A 17,385-nucleotide genomic window follows, 5' to 3' on the forward strand; every position below is an offset into this window, starting at 1 on the left:
GCCACGTGTGCGGCGAGCCGGTCCTGTCGCAGGATCCCGCAGAAGCGGCCGGCCGCGTCCGTGCATGCCCAGGGTGCGTCGCGCTGCTGCGGTGGGCGCTGGCGGGCGCGCGCGAGCGCCTGTTCCGGCCTCGTGTCGATGTTGATCATGGACGGCTGACTGTTCTCCCACCGATCACCGCTGCGCGTCAGCAGCGAGACAGGTCGGCCCCGGTCGTCCACGACGACGATCAGGTCGTACCCGGTGCGCTCGGCCTCCTCGGTCGTCGGTGCGGTCTCGTGCGCGACGATCCCGCGCTGCACCAGCTCTCGCAACGTGGGGCCGGACGGTCGAGAGGTCTCGCGATCGCTCAGGGCCCGGTGCGCTGCGCGCGACACCAGGGGCCAGCGGCCGTCGGGCGCGCCGACGAACGATCCCTGGGCCAGCGGCACGCCCAGGTCGGCCAGGGCCGCCAGCTCGCCCGCCGTCTCGACGTCGTCGGCCAGCACCCAGGCGTCCAGGTCGGACGTCAGCCGGCCGGTGGCCTCGACGGCGTCGCGCCTGCCGGCGTGGAGGTCGAGGTCGCGCACCCACGCTCGCCCGAGGCGAACGATGGCGGGTCTCAGCTCGGCGATCGCCTGGAGCGCGGGTTGCCCGTCGTCGCTGCTGCCGATCGACAGCAGGGCCCCCGCCTCGCGTGCGGCCTCGAGGTGATGCAGGGCGGTCGTCGTCAGTCGCTCGTGCCGGTCGACGTGCAGCACGAGGCCGTGGCACGCCCCGGACCGCAGGAGCGCGGTGATCCACGCGGTCTCGGCGAGGTGCGCTGCGGCGACGGGGATGGTCAGGAACGTGTTGGGCGGCAGGGTCGTGCGCGTGTCGAGCGTGGCAGTGAGGAGTCGCGTCGGGTCCACGTCCTGGGCGACGCCGTCGACGACCGCCTCGAAGCCTGCGGCGGTGCGCCGCGCGACGTCGAGCACGGGTCGGAGCGCGACGAGCGTCTCCGGCCGGACGGCGACGAGGAGCCCTGCGGCCCCGACGACACCCGGCGTCACGGTCACGCGACGTCGCGGATCTGGCTCCGTACCGCCGCGACGAGCTCGGCAGGTACCTCGACCAGACCGTGATCGGCCCCAGCGTGCATCGCGACCGCGTGGAGGACGTCGTCCTCGGTGTCGCACACCCAGTGGGCGTCGCAGTCGGGGACGACGTCCCCGCAGGCGAACGACTTCATGATGTCTCTCTCCCTCGACGGCTCTCCCGTGCCGTTCCCGCACTCGGGACCGGACGACCGTCCCCTCCAGGCTAGGGCCGCAGTACCCGCTCTGCCCTGGCCCATGGGAATCAAAAAACCCATGACTTTGGTCCCGCCCGGCGGACTGCCCTGCCGGGCTGGACCATCGCCCCTAGGCTGGTCGGCATGACCACCGCACACGATTTCAGCGCCACCGGCATCGACGGTGCCGAGCGCCAGCTGGCCGACTACCGGGGCAAGGTGCTCCTCGTCGTCAACACCGCCACCGCCTGCGGGTTCACGCCGCAGCTCAAGGGGCTCGAGGAGCTGTACAAGACCTACGTCGACCGCGGCCTGGTCGTGCTCGGCTTCCCGTGCGACCAGTTCGGGCACCAGAACCCCGAGGGCGACGACGAGACCGCCGCGTTCTGCGAGAAGAACTACGGCGTGAGCTTCCCGCTGTTCTCGCAGATCGAGGTCAACGGTGACGGCGCGCACCCGCTCTACCAGTGGCTGAAGAAGGAGAAGGGCGGCGTCGGCCCGTCGAAGATCAAGTGGAACTTCACCAAGTTCCTCGTCGATCCCGAGGGCAACGTCATCAAGCGCTACGGCTCGACGACGGCCCCGGCCAAGATCGCCGGCGACATCGAGAAGCTGCTCCCCGCCTGACCCAGGGTGGGGCGGTCGTGGGGCGGGCCGAACTTGGTTTCGGCCTGGCCGAGTGGCAGAATGGACAGTCGGTCCTGGTTCACGAGAGCGATCACGCCCTCGACCCAGCGGCCTCGAGAGGACACCCCATGAAGAGCGACATCCACCCCACGTACGTCGAGACCCAGGTCACCTGCACCTGCGGCAACTCGTTCACCACGAAGAGCACCGCGACCGAGGGCGTCCTGCGCGCCGACGTCTGCTCGGCCTGCCACCCGTTCTACACGGGCAAGCAGAAGATCCTCGACACCGGCGGCCGCGTCGCGAAGTTCGAGAAGCGCTACGGCAAGAAGTAGCTGCTCCGAGGCGCCGGTCACTCCCCGCGAGGGGGTGGCCGGCGTCGTCGTCTGTCTGCACCCGTCTGACGAAGGAGCCCCATGTTCGACGCCGTCACCCCGCTGCTCGACGAGTACGCCGATCTCGAGGTGCGCCTGGCCGACCCCGCGGTCCACGCCGATCCGGCGACGGCCAAGCGCGTGGGTCAGCGGTACGCCGAGCTGGGGGGCATCGTGCGCACGTACCGGTCCTGGGTCGAGGCGAACGACGACCTGGAGGCGGCCCGTGAGCTCGAGCTGACCGACGAGGTCGCCGAGCTCGAGCAGCAGACCGCCGACCTCGAGGGACGGCTCCAGCGGCTGCTCGTCCCGCGCGACCCGGCCGACGGCAAGGACGTCATCGTCGAGATCAAGGGTGGTGAGGGCGGCGACGAGTCGGCGCTGTTCGCCGCCGACCTGCTGCGGATGTACTCGCGCTTCGCCGAGACCCGCGGCTGGAAGGTCGAGCTGCTCGACAGCACCGAGACCGCGCTCGGCGGGTACAAGTCGGTCACCGCGTCGGTCAAGTCCGGCAAGGCCACCGACCCCAGCGAGGCGCCCTTCGCGCTGCTGAAGTTCGAGGGCGGCGTGCACCGCGTGCAGCGCGTGCCCGTGACCGAGTCGCAGGGGCGCATCCACACCTCGGCGGCCGGCGTGCTGGTGCTGCCGGAGGCGGAGGACGTCGACGTGCAGATCAACGACGCCGACCTGCGGATCGACGTCTTCCGCTCGTCCGGCCCGGGTGGCCAGAGCGTCAACACGACCGACTCGGCCGTGCGCATCACCCACCTGCCGACCGGCATCGTCGTGAGCTGCCAGAACGAGAAGAGCCAGCTGCAGAACAAGGACCAGGCGATGCGCATCCTGCGCTCGCGCCTGCTCGAGGCCGCCCAGGCCGCTGCTGACGCGGAGGCCTCGCAAGCCCGGCGCTCGCAGGTCCGCACGGTCGACCGCTCCGAGCGCGTCCGCACGTACAACTTCCCGGAGAACCGCATCTCCGACCACCGCACGGGCTTCAAGGCGTACAACCTCGACGCGGTCATGGACGGCGCGCTGGGCGACGTCATCGCGTCGCTGGTCGATGCCGACCTGGCCGAGCGGCTCGACGCGCTCGCCGACGGCGGGGCGTCGTGACGGTGCGCTCGCAGGCCGAGCGCCTGCTGGAGCAGGCCGTCGCCACGCTCACGGCGGGCGGCGTCGCGTCGCCGCAGAACGACGCCGAGCTGCTGCTGTCGCACGTCACGGGCAGCCCCCGCGCCCTGGTGCGCCGCGCGTCGGTCTCGGAGATGGCGCGGCGCACCTTCCTGGAGATGATCGACGCCCGTGCGCGCCGCGTGCCGCTGCAGCACCTGACGGGCTCGACGTCCTTCCGCTACGTCGACCTCGAGGTCGGACCGGGCGTCTTCGTCCCGCGTCCGGAGACCGAGGTCATGACCGGGTGGGTCATCGACCAGGTCGCGCACCTCGAGGCTCCTGTCGTGGTCGAGCTGTGCGCCGGTTCGGGGGCGATCGCCCTCAGCGTCGTGCACGAGGTGCCCCGCGCGCGGGTGCACGCCGTCGAGCTCGACGAGGTCGCCTACGAGTGGGCCGTCCGCAACCTCGCGGGCACCGGGGTCGACCTGCGCCAGGGCGACATGGCCGACGCGTTCGGCGACCTCGACGGCACGGTCGACGCGGTCGTCGCGAACCCGCCGTACATCCCGCTCGACGCGTGGGAGAGCGTGGCGCCCGAGGTGCGCGACCACGACCCGTCGCTCGCGCTGTGGTCGGGGGAGGACGGCCTCGACGCGATGCGCGTCGTCGAGCAGGTCGCCCGTCGTCTCCTGCGCGGCGGGGGAGTCGTCGCCGCCGAGCACGCCGACGCCCAGGGCGAGTCGGCCCCGGCCGTGTTCCTCGGTCAGGAGTGGGTCGACGTGCGCGACCGGACGGACCTGGCCGGACGTCCCCGATTCGTCACGGCGCGTCGCCCCTGAGTGGTACGTTCGTCCAAATTTTGTGACGAAAGTCGCGCTCGGTCGTTGTGACGTGAGTCACTCCCGTTTACAGTGACTCACGCGCAGGGACGACGCAAAGGGGCCGCATGACGTTGCAGGAGGGCGCGCGCCGTCGGGGCATGCCCGCGCGCACGGTCGGAGCAGGCCGTGCACTGCGGGGCAAGTTCCTCGACGGGGTCGACACGTTCGGGGAGATGGTGCTCCTCGGCCTCGGCGCGCTGCGTTACCTGGCGACCGACGTCGTCGCTCGCCGCTTCTCCTGGCGGGAGTTCTTCGACCAGGCCTGGTTCATGACCCGCGTCGCCTTCCTGCCGACCGTGCTCGTGGCGATCCCCTTCGGCATCATCATCGCGATCCAGGTCGGCGCGGTCGCCCAGCAGATCGGCGCCGTCTCCTTCACGGGAGCCGTCAACGGCATCGGCATCCTGCGCCAGGCCGCACCCCTGGTCACCTCGCTGCTGATGGCCGGTGCCGTCGGCTCGGCGATCTGCGCGCAGCTCGGCGCGCAGACGGTGCGCGAGGAGGTCGACGCGATGAAGGTCATGGGCCTCAACCCGGTGCAGCGCATCGTCGCCCCGCGGGTCGCGGCCGCGATGGCGGTCGGCTTCCTGCTCAACATCGTCGTGGCGGCCACCGCGATGCTCACGGGCTACGTCATCAACGTCGGCGGCGGGCACGTGAGCTCGGGCGCCTACCTCGCGTCGTTCATCTCCTTCGCGCAGCCGACCGACCTGGTCCTGGCCGAGGGCAAGGCCGTGATCTTCGGCTTCCTCGCGACCGTCATCGCCGCGCACAAGGGCCTCCACGCCAAGGGCGGGCCCAAGGGCGTGGCCGACGCGGTGAACCAGTGCGTCGTGATCGCCGTGATCGTGCTCGCGGTCGTCAACGTCGCGATCACGCAGGGCTACTCGATGCTCGTGCCGGCGAGGATCGCATGAGCGCCATGAGCGCCGGGGTCGGCGCCGCGCGCGACCGGGGCACGGCGGGCCTGGCCACGATCGGCACGTTCACGACGTTCCTCCTGCGAGCCGTCGCCGCGATCCCGATGACGCTGCGCCACTACCGCGCCGAGACCTTCCGCATCCTGCTCGACATCAGCTGGGGCACGGGCGCGATCCTGGTCGGCGGCGGCACCGTCGGCGTCATGGTGCTGCTGGCCCTCTCGGCCGGCACCTCGCTCGGCATCGAGGGCTTCAACGGCCTCGAGACGATCGGTCTGGCGCCGCTGACGGGCTTCGTGTCGGCGGTCGTGAACACCCGTGAGCTCGCGCCGCTCGTCGCCGCGCTGGCGCTGGCCGCCCAGGTGGGCTGCCGCTTCACGGCACAGCTCGGCTCGATGCGCACCAGCGAGGAGATCGACGCGCTCGGCGTCATGGCGGTGCCCGCGATCCCGTACCTCGTGACGACCCGCATCATCGCCACGATGCTCGCGATCATGCCGCTGTACATGATCGGCCTGGCCGGCTCCTACCTCGCGTCACAGATGGCCGTGACGGTGCTGTTCGGTCAGCCGTCGGGCACGTACGAGCACTACTTCGGCACCTTCATCGCGACCTCCGACGTGATCCTGTCGGTCGTGAAGATCGTCGTGTTCGCCTTCGCGGTCGCGGTGATCCACTGCTGGTACGGCTTCATGGCGACCGGCGGTGCCGAGGGCGTCGGCGAGGCCACGGGCCGGGCGATCCGCGCCAGCATCGTCGTCGTCGTGGTCCTGAACATGCTGATGACGCTGCTCTTCTGGGGCGGCGACCCGGGCGTCAGGATCTCGGGGTGACGTCATGACTGCGGCCTACATCTCCCGCGACCTGGAGCAGCGCCAGGGGACGCTTGTGCGGCGTGGCCTGGCGACCGTGGTCGTCCTCGCGCTGCTGGTGGCGGGGTTCCTGGCGGTGCAGAGCGGGACGTTCAGCAGCCGGGTCGACGTCGCGGCGCAGGTCGACGACGTCGGCGGTGCCCTCGCGGTCGGCAACGACGTCAAGCTGCGCGGCGCGATCATCGGCCGCGTCACCTCGATCCGCGCGAACGACGGGGGCGTGCGCCTGCAGCTGCGTCTCGACCCCGACGAGGCCGGCCGCCTGCCCGCGGGCGTCACGGCCCGCATCCTGCCGGCCACGGTGTTCGGCACGTCCTTCGTCGACCTCGTCCCGCCGGAGCGGATCTCCGGGACGTTGCGCTCCGACGCCGTGATCGCGCAGGATCCCTCCAGCCGCACCCGCGAGCTGCAGGACGCGCTCGACGCCAGCTTCGAGATCCTCACCGCGGTCGAGCCGGCTCGTCTGTCCACGACCCTCGGCGCGTTCGCGCAGGCGCTCGACGGCCGCGGCGAGTCGCTCGGCGCCTCGCTCGTGACGCTCGACAGCTACCTCACCCGCCTGGAGCCCCAGCTGCCCCAGGTCGGGGAGGACCTGCGCCTGCTGGCCACGAACCTCGCCACGGTGGCCGAGATCGCGCCGGACCTGCTCGACGCGCTGGAGAGCTCGTTCGTCACGACCCAGACCGTCGTCGACCACCAGGCCGACCTGGCCTCGGTGCTGACGGGCGGCGACGACCTGGTCGACGAGGCCCACGTGCTGATCTCCGACACGCAGCCGGCGTTCGTCAAGGCCGTCACGCAGTCCGCGCCGCTCGTCGAGACGATGTTCGACCGTCGCGAGGGCTTCGCGCAGACCTTCGACTCGCTGGTCCAGCTGGCCACGATCGGCGCCACCTCCTTCACCGACCCCGACGCCGGGGCGACGTCCGGCGGGTACCTGGAGACCACGGTCGAGATCGTCGTGAACACCGACGCGCCGTACACGGCGGCCGACTGCGCGGTGTTCGGCCCGCCAGCCTACCGCGCGGCCGCCGCGAGCTGTGGGGGCGCGACCTCGTCCCCGGCGTCGTCGCCCGCCGACGACGCCGCGCTGGTCGCGGAGATCCAGGGCCTGCTGACGCAGCTGGAGTCGGTCGCCGACTCCGACCCGAACGGCATCGGCGACCTGCTGACGCGCGGCTTCGTGGACGGCGGTGGTGGCGCGTGAACTACGGCGTCCGCATCAAGTTCCTGCTCTTCGCCGCGGTGGCGCTCGCGATCATGCTCGTCATCTACAACACGATGATGAACCGGGTCGCGGGGGAGTCGACCACCTACCGCGCCGACTTCACGTCGGTCTCGGGCCTGCGGCCGGGCGACGACGTCCGTGCCGCCGGGGTGCGGGTGGGTCGCGTCGAGAGCATCGGGCTCACCGACGACAACGCGGCCCGGGTCGAGTTCACGCTCGGTGCGGGGCAGGAGATCACGGGCACCACGACGATCTCGGTGCGCTACCAGAACCTGCTCGGTCAGCGGTACCTGGCGCTCCAGCCCGGTGACGAGCCGGGGGAGGTCCTGGACGCCGCCGAGGTCATCGACGCGGCGCAGACCGATCCCGGGTTCGACCTCACGGCGCTGCTCAACGGCTTCGAGCCGCTCTTCGACACGCTGGAGCCGCAGGCGGTCAACCAGCTGGCCACGTCGCTCGTGGCCGTGCTGCAGGGCGAGGGTGGCACGGTCGAGGCGCTGCTGCAGCAGACCGCCACGCTCACGCAGGACCTGGCGGCGAAGGACGAGATCATCGGCAGCGTCCTGACCAACCTCACGCCCGTGCTGACCGACTTCACGGCCCAGCAGGCCGAGTTCACGACCACGGTCGACCGGCTCTCGGAGCTCATGACCGGCCTCGCCGCCGAGCGCGACACGCTCACCGGCTCGATCGACGGGATGTCGGAGCTGGCGCAGGCGGCTGCCTCGCTGACCCAGCAGATCCGTCCCGACCTCGACACGACGATCGCGTCGCTGCGCGGCGTCGCCGACGTGCTCGTGGGCCACCAGGCCTCGCTCGACCAGCTCTTCGCGGTCGCACCGGCCGGCTTCGACTCGTTCACGCGTCCCACCAACACCGGCACCTGGCTCAACATGTACATCTGCATGATCTCGATCGAGCTCACCCCGGGCACGGTCATCGACCTCGGAAACCCTGCGGGCCCCTACTCGGCGGTGTGCTCATGAGCGGGCGGATCAAGGAGCGGCTGTCGCAGCCCCGGACGGTCGGGCTGCTCGGGGTCGTCGGGGTCGCCCTGCTGGGGCTGGTCGTCCTGGGGCTCAGCAACGCCAGCCTCGGCAAGCACCACGCCACGGCGATCATCGAGCACACCGCGGGCCTGCGGGTCGGCGAGGAGGTGCAGGTCTCGGGCGTCGGCGTCGGCGAGGTGACGCAGATCCGGCTCACGAAGGACGCCGTCGCCGTGGAGTTCACGATCGACGCGGACATCGACCTCGGCTCGACCAGCTCGGCGGCGGTCAAGGTCGCGACACTGCTCGGCACGCACTACCTCGAGGTCACCCCGTCCGGCTCCGGGACCCTGGCCGACGACACGATCCCGCTCGAGCGCACCCGCGTGCCGTACAACCTCCAGGACGTCATCGACGGGGCGCAGGGGCAGCTCTCCGAGCTCGACGAGGAGGGCCTCGCCGAGGCGATGTCGGTCGTCGCCGACGTGCTCGGTCGCACGCCCGAGGAGGCCCAGGCGGCCTTCGCCGGGGTCGAGGCGCTGTCGGCCGTCGCGGTGCAGCGGACCGACGAGATGGCCGCCCTGCTGGACGCCTCGGCGTCGTTCACGGGGATGCTCGTCGACCAGCAGGACGAGATCCTCACGCTGCTCGACCAGTCGTCCCTCGTGCTCGAGGCACTGACCTCGCGCCAGGCCGCCATCGACGCCCTCCTGGTCGACGCGCAGGACCTGGCCGACCAGGTCTCGGGCGTGCTCGCCGACACCGCCGACGACCTGGACCCGTTGATGACCAACCTGACGGCCTCGCTCGACCACCTGTACGCCGTGCGCGACTCGATCACCTCGACCCTCACGAGCCTGTCGACCATGACGGTCTACCTCGCGAACGCCTCGGGCAACGGGCCGTGGATCGACCTGCACGTGCCGTCGGCGATCCCCGACAACCTGGCCTGCCTCAGCCCGTCCCGGGAGTGCTCATGACCAGCTCGTGGATCGCCCGCGTCGTCGGGCTCGTCGTCCTGCTGCCGCTGCTCGGCGGCTGCCTGGGCGTGGGGGAGCAGGACACGCGGCTGACGATCCAGTTCTCCGACGCGACCGGGCTGTTCCGGGGCAACGACGTCGGGATCCGCGGGGTCTCGGTCGGCCACGTCGAGTCGATCACGCCGGCCGGTGCGTACGTCGACGTCGAGGTCGTCGTCGACGCCGGCGTGGACATCCCGAGCGACGTCGGCGCCGTGATCGTGTCGAGGTCCGTCGCCACCGACCGCTACGTCGAGCTGACGCCCGCCTACACCTCGGGCCCCCGCATCGAGAGCGGAGCGGTGATCGCGGTCGACCGCACCCGCACGCCCGTCGAGTTCGAGCAGCTGCTGGGCTCGCTCGAGGACATCTCCACGGCGCTCGGGAGCGTCGACGGCACCGACGGTCCGCTGCACGCGCTGCTGTCGTCGACCGCGGCGACGCTGCAGGGACAGGGCCAGACGATCGCGAACGGGCTCGAGGACCTCGCCGTCGTGCTCTCGACCGTCTCGGGCTCGCTCCCGTCGGTCGAGGCCAACCTCACCAACCTCGACACCCTGACGCAGACGCTCGCCGCCAACGACGCCCTCGTGCGCAGCTTCGTCACGCAGGTCACCGACGCCACCGTGATGCTCGACGGGCAGACCGCACAGATCGAGTCGACCTTCGACGCGATCACCGCGATGCTGCAGGGCCTGGCCGACTTCTCGGCGAGCCACCGCGACCAGATCGGTGCGCAGATGGAGGACTTCGTGGCGCTCTCGAACGAGCTCGTCGCGCACGAGCAGGAGCTCACCCAGCTGCTGCAGAACGGGCCGCTCGTGACCCAGAACCTGCCGCGGGCGATCGACGAGCGTGGACGACTGCGGTTCCTGACCCGGCCGGGCGACCTGCTGCCAGGACGCTCCACGCTCCAGGAGGTCTGCCACTCGATCGAGATCCTGTGCGACGAGCTCGACCTCGACCAGTCCACCCTGTTCGACCTGCTCGCTCTCGTGGCAGGTGAGGCATGAACCGGCGCGCCAGCCCCCGAGCGGCACTCGCCGTCGTCGTGACGGCGGTGCTCGCGGTCCTCACCGGCTGCGGGACGACCGCCGCCGACCTCCCCCTGCCGGGCAGCTCGATGCCGGGCGACACGTATCGCGTCACCGCGACGTTCGACGACGCGCTGAACCTCGCGCAGGGCGCCCCGGTCAAGGTCGACGGCGTCGCGATCGGACGCGTCGAGTCGATCTCGGTCGCGGACCTCAAGGCCGTCGTCGTGATGGAGATCGTCGAGGACACCCGGATCGGCACGACCGCGGACTTCCGGCTGCGCAGCACGACGGCCCTGGGCGAGCTCTTCGTCGACGTCGTCGACGACCCGGCCGCCCCGGCCGACGGCGCCGTGCTGGCCGACGGCGACACGGTCGATCCCGAGCTGGCGTCGGCGGCACCGACGGTGGAGGACACGCTCTCGGCGGCGTCGTTGTTCATCAACGGCGGCGGTGTCGGACAGATCCAGACGATCGTCGACGAGACCAACCTGATGATCGGTGGTCGCGAGGACACGCTCCGCGACGTCCTCCACCGCATCACCAGCACGGCCGGCACCGTCACCGACATGAGCGGAGACATCGACGACGCCCTCACCGCGATCGCGAACGCCTCGCAGGTCCTGGCGGACCGCCAGACCACGATCGACCGGGCCCTGACCGAGATCGCCCCGGCCGCTGAGGTGCTCGAGGCCAACACGGCCTCGCTCGTGGACCTGCTGGCCTCGATCGACGGCCTCGGGGCGGTCGTCGTGCCCACGATCCAGCAGACCCGCGACGACATCGCGGCGATCGTCGCCCAGTCCGGTCCCGTGTTCGCGCAGGTCGCCTCGATCGAGCCGCGCATCGAGGACGGCGTCTCGCAGATCCTGGCCTTCGTCTCCGGGCTGCAGACGGGCGTGCCGGGGTCGTTCCTCAACACGCACCTGGTGTTCCAGGGCTCGCTCAGCATCGGTGACCTCACGCTGGTCGCTCCCAGCCCCGACGGGGCGAGCACCCCCGAGGTCGCCCCGAACGCGGTGCAGAACCTCACCCAGCTGCCGCTCATCGAGAACCTCACCGGGCTCGTGCCCACGACGCCGGGTGCGCCGGCCGCGGGTGGCACGGGGCTGCAGGACCTGCTCGGGCTGCTGACGGGAGGTGCCTCGTGAAGAAGCTCCCGCTGCGCCTCATGGCGCCCGCGTTCGGTCTGCTCGTGGTCTTCCTGCTGACCACGGTGTACGTCTACCAGACCTTCCTGGGTGGCTCGATCGCCCAGCGACCCACGACCGTGACGGTCCAGCTCGAGCAGACCGGTGGCCTGTTCGAGCGGTCCTCGGTCACCTACCGGGGCGTGAAGGTCGGGCGGGTCGTCGAGATCCGCACGACCGAGAACGGCGTGGAGGCCGAGATCGCGATCGACGCGGGTGTCGAGGTGCCGGCGTCCTCCCGGGCCGTCGTGCGCAACCTCTCGCCGGCCGGCGAGCAGTTCCTCGACCTGCAGCCCGAGGACGACCAGGGGGCCGTGCTGGCCGACGGCGACGTCATCGCGAGCGACCGCACCGAGACACCCACGACCGTGGCGGAGTCGCTGCAGGCGATCGACACGCTGATGTCGCAGGTCGACCCCGACGACCTGCGCGTGACGCTCGACGAGCTCAGCGTCGCGTTCGCCGATCCCGACGACCTCGCGACCGTGGTCGACGCGGGGCAGGACATCCTGGCCTCCCTCGAGGCCTACTGGCCCGAGACCGAGCGGATCATCCAGAACTCCGGAACCGTGCTGCAGACGGGGGTCGAGCTCGGCCCGGAGCTGCGCACGTTCGCCCCGGCGGCCAACCGCTTCACGGCCTGGCTCGCGGCCTACGACCCGAAGCTCCGCGCGATGCTGGAGCAGACCCCCGGACAGGTCACCGAGCTGCGCGAGCTCACGTCGACCGTGGCCCTGCACCTGCCGTCGGTCCTGACCGAGATGGGGGAGTTCACCGACATGACGCTCCCGTACCGGCCGCACCTCTGGCAGTTCCTGGCGGACGTGCCACAGGGGTTCTCCGACTTCGCGACGACCATCAACGGGGGCCGGCTGAACGCGGTCATGCTGGTCGACACCCGTCCGGGCGCCCCGGCGGTGTGCCGGTACGTGCCGGACGGCTCGGCCACGGACCCCGCGCCGGTCGCGGTCGACCCGACCCGGTCGTGCACGTCCGACTTCCCGCTGCAGCAGCGCGGCTCGGCGAACGCACCCGGTCCCGTCGCGGGCGGAGCGCCGTGACCCGCGCTCCCGCCTCCGTGGCCTCCGACGTCGCCCGACGCCTGCGCCAGCGCGACCGCTCGCCCTGGGTCGTCGGGCTGGCCGTGGCCCTCGTGGTGGCCCTGGTCGCCCTGGCCGTCGTGACCTGGCAGTGGCGTGCGGACGTGCGCACGCACCAGGCCGAGACCGACGCGCGCACGACCGCGGAGGAGCGCACGACGCAGCTCCTCACCTGGACCGCCTCGACCCTCGACGCCGACGCGGCCTGGGCCGACGACGGCGCGACGGCCGACTTCCGGACCGACTACGACGTGATCCTCGACGGCCTGCGTGACACCTACGGCGCGCTGGGTGCGTCCTCGACCGGCACGGTGCTGGCCTCCTCGCCTCGTGCGACGTCCGCCGACCAGGTCGAGGTGACCCTGTTCGCGCGGCAGAGCGTCGCGCGCGCGAGCGCCGAGGCGCCCACCTGCGTGCTCTCGTCGATCGTGCTGACGATGGTCCGCGACGACGGTGCCTGGCTCGTCGACCACCTCGAGGCACCGGGCGATCCCGTCCAGGTGCCGTGCTGAGCACCCGCCGACCCTGCCGATAACGTTCCGCCCATGGGAGACCTCGCGCTCGTCGCGACGGCGTTCGCCTTCGGGGTGGGCTCGTCGCTGCTGCCGATGTTCCTCAACGCGGAGGCGTACGTCATCGCGCTGGGTGCCCTGACCGAGAACCCGGTCTTCCTGTTCTGGCTCATCATGTCGCTCAGCGTGGGCACCGTGCTCGGCAAGATGTTCGTGTTCGACCTCGCCCGCAAGGGCCGCCGCAGGCTGAGCCAGCGCGACCGCGAGCGCGAGGGGCGTCGGGACGCGACGGTGCCGCGCGGCCGGTTCCGCACAGGGCTGCGACGCTTCTCGAACTGGATGCTCGGCCTGCTCGACCGTCCCTACCTCGGTGCCACGACCGTGTTCGCGTCCTCGGCGCTCATGGTGCCGCCGCTCGCGATCGTCACGATCCTCGCCGGTGCCTCCCGGCAGCCGCTGTGGCTGTTCTCGCTCATGGTGTTCATCGGCCGCACCCTGCAGTACCTGGCGATCGCGTTCCTGCTGCACCACGTCATCGGCTGAGCTGCTCGGGGCGCTTGCCTCGCGCCTCCTCCGGCCGGGTCCCGCTCAGGCGTAGGGTCCTGCTGTGGCACGCACCCCTGTGGTCTCCGACAGCATCGGACCGATCCTGACGATCCCGAACGCGATCACGGTGGTGCGCACGGTCGTCAGCCTGGGCCTGGCCGTCGTGGCCCTCGGCGCCGACGACCGGCTGCCGTGGGTCGTCGCCGCCTACCTCGTCTACTACCTGGGCGACAGTGCCGACGGCCTGGCCGCGCGCCTGCTCGGCCAGGAGACGCGAGCGGGAGCCGTCCACGACATCCTGAGCGACCGGCTGTGCACCGCGCTGTGCGCGTCGAACCTGATCCTGCTGCAGCCGGAGCTCGCGGTGCCGGTCGCGATCTTCCTGCTCAACTTCATGGTGCTCGACTGCCTGCTCTCGTTGTCGTTCCTGCTGTGGCCGATCGTCAGCCCCAACTACTTCGCCGTGGTCGACCCGCTGGTGTACCGCCTCAACTGGTCCCACCCGGCCAAGGCCCTCAACAACATCGGCATCATCGTGGCGGTCGTCGTCGGCTGGCTGCCCCTGGCGCTGGTCATCGTGCTAACGCAGCTCGCCGTGAAGGCGTGGAGCGCGCACCGGGTCGTCGGACGCATCCGTGAGCTGGAGGCGGCGCGGGGGGCCGTCGTGTGATCGGTGACGTCCTGGTCCTGACCGCGTTCGTGTACGGCATCGGGTCGGCGATCATCCCGATCCTCAACGCGGAGGCCTACGTCGCCGCGACGGCGCTCGTGCTCGGCAACGTCGACATCGTCATCATGGTCGTCGCGGTGTCGGTGGGCACCACGGTCGGCAAGGTCGTGCTGTTCCGCGGCGCGCGGGCGGGTCGCGACGTCGCCCGCAAGAAGCAGAAGTCGGCGCGGGAGCGCCCCGATCCGGGGCGCGTGCGCATCGCGCTGCGCGCGCTCGCCGACGTCCTGATCGGCTGGCTCGAGCACCCGTGGCGCGCGGTCGCCACGGTGTTCGTCTCGTCGCTGGTCGGCATCCCGCCGCTGCTCGCCGTCGCGGTCGTCGCAGGTGCCTCCACGATGCGCACCGACGTGTTCGCCGCGGCGGTCTTCGTGGGCCGGGCGGGACGCTTCGCCCTCATCGCCGGTGCGGCACACGGACTCGTCTGACGCACCTCGCCTATGGTGACTGTCGTGATCGAGCGAAGCGAGGGAACCGATGAGTCATCATGGGGTCGCCGCACTACTGTGCTCCTTCCGGGTGAGGTGACCCCATGATCTTTGACTGCGGGGACGAGGCGCAGCGCCGGGACGGCGTCGAAGCCGCGCGAGCCGCCGTGCGCGCGGGCGAGCTGGCGGTCATCCCGACCGACACCGTGTACGGCATCGCCGCCGATGCGTTCTCGCCCGCCGCGGTGCAGCGGCTGCTGGACGCGAAGGGCCGCGACCGCACGATGCCGCCGCCGGTGCTGATCGGTGCGACGTCGACGCTGGAGGCGCTGGTCGCGGAGGTCCCGGGCTGGTTGCGCGACATGACGAGCGAGCTGTGGCCGGGAGCCCTGACGGTCGTGTGCCACCAGCAGGCGTCCCTCGACTGGGACCTCGGCGAGACCCACCGCACCGTCGCGGTGCGCGTGCCGGACGACGAGGTCGCCCGCGAGCTGCTCTCGGCCACCGGCCCACTCGCGGTCAGCAGCGCGAACAAGACGGGCCAGCCTGCCGCCACCACGGCAGCGGCGGCGCAGGAGCAGCTCGGCGAGTCGGTCGCGGTGTACCTCGACGGCGGGCCGTCCGGCGGGGGAGTGCCCTCGACGATCCTGGACGTCACCGGCCCGACCCCGCGCATCCTGCGCCAGGGAGCGATCGCGCTCGACGTGCTGCACCGCTTCAACAACACGATCGAGGCCGCTGCCGGTGCGTGAGTACCTCGCGATCTTCGGCATCGCCCTCGGCGTCACGTACCTGCTGGCGTCGATCGCCCGGCTGATCGCGGTCCGGGTCGGCGCGCAGGCGCGGGTGCGCGACCGCGACGTCCACGCGGTGCCGACGCCCTACTTCGGCGGGCCCGCGATGCTCGGCGGCCTGTTCGCCGCGACGCTCGTGGCCGAGCGCATGCCGTTCCTCGGCGCCGCGGACGCGACGGTGTTCCACGACGTGCGCGCGATCCTCGCGGGCGGCGCACTGATCTGCCTCGTCGGCGTGGTCGACGACCTGATCGAGCTCGACGCCCTCACCAAGTTCGCCGGGCAGGTCCTGGCGAGCGTCGTGGTCGTGGCGCTCGGCGTGCAGTTCGTCTACCTGCCGCTGCCCGGGACGTTCATCGGGCTCGACCAGGCCCAGGCCATGCTGCTGACGGTGCTGCTGATCGTGGGCAGCGCGAACGCGGTGAACTTCGTCGACGGGCTCGACGGGCTGGCCGCCGGCATCGTCGCGATCGGAGCGATCGCCTTCTTCGTGTTCGCCTTCATCCTCGCGGTCGAGAACGGCGAGACCCGCGCCATCGCGGCGGCGATGCTGACGATCGCGCTCGCCGGGGTGTGCCTCGGGATCCTGCCGCACAACTTCTATCCGGCCCGGATGTTCATCGGCGACTCCGGCTCGATGCTGATCGGCTTCGTCATGGCGTGCTCCTCGATCAGCCTGACGGGCCAGTTCCCGCCCAGCAGCCTCGCGCAGGGCGTCGGTGACGCCGACGCGAGCTTCCTGCCGGCACTGCTCCCGCTGCTGCTGCCGTTCATGGTGCTCGCCATCCCGTTCGTCGACATGCTGCTCGCCGTCGTGCGGCGCACGCGTGAGCGGCGGTCGCCGTTCAGCCCCGACAAGATGCACCTGCACCACCGCCTGCTGCAGATGGGCCACTCGCACCCGCAGGCCGTGCTGTCGATGTACGCGGTCGCGGGACTCGTCTCGTTCGGGATCGTCGTCATGAGCCTGCTCAGCGGCTGGGAGTCGATCGTGGCGTTCCTGGTGCTGATCGTCCTGACCGCCGTCGCGATCATCCTGGCCCCCAAGCTCAGCTCCAAGGTCGGCCCCTAGCCCCACCCCCGGGCGCGGATTCCCACGAGACCGTCGGAATCCCGCGTCGAGCGCACGAAACTTCGTGTGCGTAAGGCGGATTCCTGGGTGAACCCGCGTTTCCTGCGTCGAGCGCACGAAGCTTCATGCGCTCGACGCAGGAAACGAGCGGTCTCGTGGGAACCCGGCACCGGGGGAGGGGGCGCCGGGGAGCGGCGTGGAACGATGGACCCATGCTGATCGTGCGTCGTGTGGTCCTTCCGTGCCTGGTCGTCGTCGCGGCGATCGCCGTGGTCGCGGCGTTCGTCGGGGGGCGTGAGGCGTTCCTCGGAGCCCTCGTCGGCGGCGTGCTGGTGCTCGCGTTCCTCGGCTCGAGCCCGGGTCTGCTCGACCCGCTCGCGAAGAAGAACCCGATGGCCTCGTTGCCGATCGCGCTCGGCTTCTTCGCCGTCAAGGCGGTCGTCGCGATCGTCGTCCTGGCGGTCCTGCTGGACGAGGACGGCATCGGTCGGCACCTCGAGCGCCAGGCGGTCGCGACGGCCATGGTGCTGACCGCCGGGGCCTGGATCACGCTGCACCTGATGACCCTGCGACGGTCCCGCACCCCGATCTACGACCTCGAGTAGGAGTCGCCATCGGGGCCTGATAGCCTTCCCGCAGCAGGCGGATGACTCGTTCATCACACTTGCGAATGACGCTGGCCGTACGCCCGGATCGCGACTCCAAGG

21 protein-coding genes are annotated in these 17,385 nt (G+C 71.2%); 19 read left to right on the plus strand and 2 right to left on the minus strand.

The window, feature by feature from the left end:
• On the minus strand, positions 1–1,037 hold a 1,037-nt coding region (locus ABD127_RS02300; RefSeq protein ID WP_344197292.1), incomplete at its 3' end, for an EAL domain-containing protein.
• The gene (locus ABD127_RS02305; protein WP_344197294.1) at positions 1,034–1,210 is read right to left on the minus strand and encodes a DUF1059 domain-containing protein; all 177 of its coding nucleotides are present in this window, start codon (positions 1,208–1,210) and stop codon (positions 1,034–1,036) included. The genes ABD127_RS02300 and ABD127_RS02305, both read right to left, overlap by 4 nt.
• A 186-nt stretch (positions 1,211–1,396) precedes the next feature.
• On the opposite strand from ABD127_RS02305, the gene ABD127_RS02310 reads away from it, so the two are divergent.
• The 19 genes from ABD127_RS02310 (at position 1,397) to ABD127_RS02400 (ending at position 17,283) form a co-directional block, all read left to right on the plus strand.
• Positions 1,397–1,879, plus strand: coding sequence for a glutathione peroxidase (locus ABD127_RS02310; protein WP_344197296.1), 483 nt, complete (start codon positions 1,397–1,399; stop codon positions 1,877–1,879).
• Positions 1,880–2,007: 128 nt separating this feature from the next.
• Positions 2,008–2,214: a 50S ribosomal protein L31 gene (gene rpmE, locus ABD127_RS02315; protein ID WP_344197298.1), complete on the plus strand. Its 207-nt coding sequence runs from the start codon at positions 2,008–2,010 to the stop codon at positions 2,212–2,214.
• Positions 2,215–2,295: 81 nt separating this feature from the next.
• Positions 2,296–3,366, plus strand: coding sequence for a peptide chain release factor 1 (prfA, locus tag ABD127_RS02320; protein WP_344197300.1), 1,071 nt, complete (start codon positions 2,296–2,298; stop codon positions 3,364–3,366).
• Positions 3,363–4,205 (plus strand): peptide chain release factor N(5)-glutamine methyltransferase, encoded by an 843-nt coding sequence (prmC, locus tag ABD127_RS02325; protein WP_344197302.1) that lies wholly within the window; start codon positions 3,363–3,365, stop codon positions 4,203–4,205. The genes prfA and prmC overlap by 4 nt, the downstream gene beginning before the upstream one ends.
• 107 nt (positions 4,206–4,312) lie before the next feature.
• Positions 4,313–5,164, plus strand: a complete 852-nt coding sequence (locus ABD127_RS02330) for an MlaE family ABC transporter permease (protein ID WP_344197304.1) — start codon at positions 4,313–4,315, stop codon at positions 5,162–5,164.
• Entirely contained in the window at positions 5,161–6,000 is an 840-nt protein-coding gene (locus ABD127_RS02335) for an MlaE family ABC transporter permease (RefSeq protein WP_344197306.1), read from the plus strand. Before ABD127_RS02330 ends, ABD127_RS02335 begins: the two co-directional genes overlap by 4 nt.
• Before the next feature lie 4 nt (positions 6,001–6,004).
• Positions 6,005–7,246, plus strand: a complete 1,242-nt coding sequence (locus ABD127_RS02340) for an MCE family protein (protein ID WP_344197308.1) — start codon at positions 6,005–6,007, stop codon at positions 7,244–7,246.
• Entirely contained in the window at positions 7,243–8,253 is a 1,011-nt protein-coding gene (locus ABD127_RS02345) for an MCE family protein (protein WP_344197310.1), read from the plus strand. The genes ABD127_RS02340 and ABD127_RS02345 overlap by 4 nt, the downstream gene beginning before the upstream one ends.
• Entirely contained in the window at positions 8,250–9,236 is a 987-nt protein-coding gene (locus ABD127_RS02350; RefSeq protein WP_344197312.1) for an MCE family protein, read from the plus strand. The genes ABD127_RS02345 and ABD127_RS02350 overlap by 4 nt, the downstream gene beginning before the upstream one ends.
• Positions 9,233–10,288, plus strand: coding sequence for an MCE family protein (locus ABD127_RS02355; protein WP_344197314.1), 1,056 nt, complete (start codon positions 9,233–9,235; stop codon positions 10,286–10,288). Before ABD127_RS02350 ends, ABD127_RS02355 begins: the two co-directional genes overlap by 4 nt.
• Positions 10,285–11,460 (plus strand): MCE family protein, encoded by a 1,176-nt coding sequence (locus tag ABD127_RS02360; RefSeq protein ID WP_344197317.1) that lies wholly within the window; start codon positions 10,285–10,287, stop codon positions 11,458–11,460. The genes ABD127_RS02355 and ABD127_RS02360 overlap by 4 nt, the downstream gene beginning before the upstream one ends.
• Entirely contained in the window at positions 11,457–12,560 is a 1,104-nt protein-coding gene (locus ABD127_RS02365; protein WP_344197319.1) for an MCE family protein, read from the plus strand. The genes ABD127_RS02360 and ABD127_RS02365 overlap by 4 nt, the downstream gene beginning before the upstream one ends.
• Positions 12,557–13,111, plus strand: a complete 555-nt coding sequence (locus ABD127_RS02370) for a hypothetical protein (RefSeq protein ID WP_344197321.1) — start codon at positions 12,557–12,559, stop codon at positions 13,109–13,111. Before ABD127_RS02365 ends, ABD127_RS02370 begins: the two co-directional genes overlap by 4 nt.
• Before the next feature lie 33 nt (positions 13,112–13,144).
• The gene (locus tag ABD127_RS02375) at positions 13,145–13,654 is read left to right on the plus strand and encodes a VTT domain-containing protein (protein ID WP_344197323.1); all 510 of its coding nucleotides are present in this window, start codon (positions 13,145–13,147) and stop codon (positions 13,652–13,654) included.
• Positions 13,655–13,718: 64 nt separating this feature from the next.
• Positions 13,719–14,327 carry a CDP-alcohol phosphatidyltransferase family protein gene (locus ABD127_RS02380; RefSeq protein WP_344197325.1) on the plus strand — a complete coding sequence of 203 codons (609 nt, stop codon included), beginning with the start codon at positions 13,719–13,721 and terminating at the stop codon, positions 14,325–14,327.
• Positions 14,324–14,812, plus strand: a complete 489-nt coding sequence (locus ABD127_RS02385) for a hypothetical protein (protein WP_344197327.1) — start codon at positions 14,324–14,326, stop codon at positions 14,810–14,812. Before ABD127_RS02380 ends, ABD127_RS02385 begins: the two co-directional genes overlap by 4 nt.
• Before the next feature lie 104 nt (positions 14,813–14,916).
• Entirely contained in the window at positions 14,917–15,564 is a 648-nt protein-coding gene (locus ABD127_RS02390) for an L-threonylcarbamoyladenylate synthase (protein WP_344197329.1), read from the plus strand.
• Positions 15,557–16,678, plus strand: a complete 1,122-nt coding sequence (locus tag ABD127_RS02395; protein ID WP_344197331.1) for an MraY family glycosyltransferase — start codon at positions 15,557–15,559, stop codon at positions 16,676–16,678. The genes ABD127_RS02390 and ABD127_RS02395 overlap by 8 nt, the downstream gene beginning before the upstream one ends.
• Positions 16,679–16,890: 212 nt before the next feature.
• Positions 16,891–17,283 (plus strand): Cg1360 family ATP-synthase-associated protein, encoded by a 393-nt coding sequence (locus ABD127_RS02400; protein WP_344197334.1) that lies wholly within the window; start codon positions 16,891–16,893, stop codon positions 17,281–17,283.
• The last annotated feature ends 102 nt before the right edge of the window (positions 17,284–17,385 follow it).

Source organism: Aeromicrobium alkaliterrae (genome assembly GCF_039529015.1).
GTDB lineage: Bacteria > Actinomycetota > Actinomycetes > Propionibacteriales > Nocardioidaceae > Aeromicrobium > Aeromicrobium alkaliterrae.

Bases quoted from the DNA above. Each gene is read 5' to 3' on its own strand.
- ABD127_RS02360 (WP_344197317.1), top strand. From the start codon at position 10,285: ATGAACCGGCGCGCCAGCCCCCGAGCGGCACTCGCCGTCGTCGTGACG.
- ABD127_RS02350 (WP_344197312.1), top strand. From the start codon at position 8,250: ATGAGCGGGCGGATCAAGGAGCGGCTGTCGCAGCCCCGGACGGTCGGG.
- ABD127_RS02355 (WP_344197314.1), top strand. From the start codon at position 9,233: ATGACCAGCTCGTGGATCGCCCGCGTCGTCGGGCTCGTCGTCCTGCTG.
- ABD127_RS02335 (WP_344197306.1), top strand. From the start codon at position 5,161: ATGAGCGCCATGAGCGCCGGGGTCGGCGCCGCGCGCGACCGGGGCACG.
- ABD127_RS02330 (WP_344197304.1), top strand. From the start codon at position 4,313: ATGACGTTGCAGGAGGGCGCGCGCCGTCGGGGCATGCCCGCGCGCACG.
- ABD127_RS02375 (WP_344197323.1), top strand. From the start codon at position 13,145: ATGGGAGACCTCGCGCTCGTCGCGACGGCGTTCGCCTTCGGGGTGGGC.
- rpmE (WP_344197298.1), top strand. From the start codon at position 2,008: ATGAAGAGCGACATCCACCCCACGTACGTCGAGACCCAGGTCACCTGC.
- ABD127_RS02400 (WP_344197334.1), top strand. From the start codon at position 16,891: ATGCTGATCGTGCGTCGTGTGGTCCTTCCGTGCCTGGTCGTCGTCGCG.
- prfA (WP_344197300.1), top strand. From the start codon at position 2,296: ATGTTCGACGCCGTCACCCCGCTGCTCGACGAGTACGCCGATCTCGAG.
- ABD127_RS02390 (WP_344197329.1), top strand. From the start codon at position 14,917: ATGATCTTTGACTGCGGGGACGAGGCGCAGCGCCGGGACGGCGTCGAA.
- ABD127_RS02310 (WP_344197296.1), top strand. From the start codon at position 1,397: ATGACCACCGCACACGATTTCAGCGCCACCGGCATCGACGGTGCCGAG.
- ABD127_RS02305 (WP_344197294.1), bottom strand. From the start codon at position 1,210: ATGAAGTCGTTCGCCTGCGGGGACGTCGTCCCCGACTGCGACGCCCAC.
- ABD127_RS02340 (WP_344197308.1), top strand. From the start codon at position 6,005: ATGACTGCGGCCTACATCTCCCGCGACCTGGAGCAGCGCCAGGGGACG.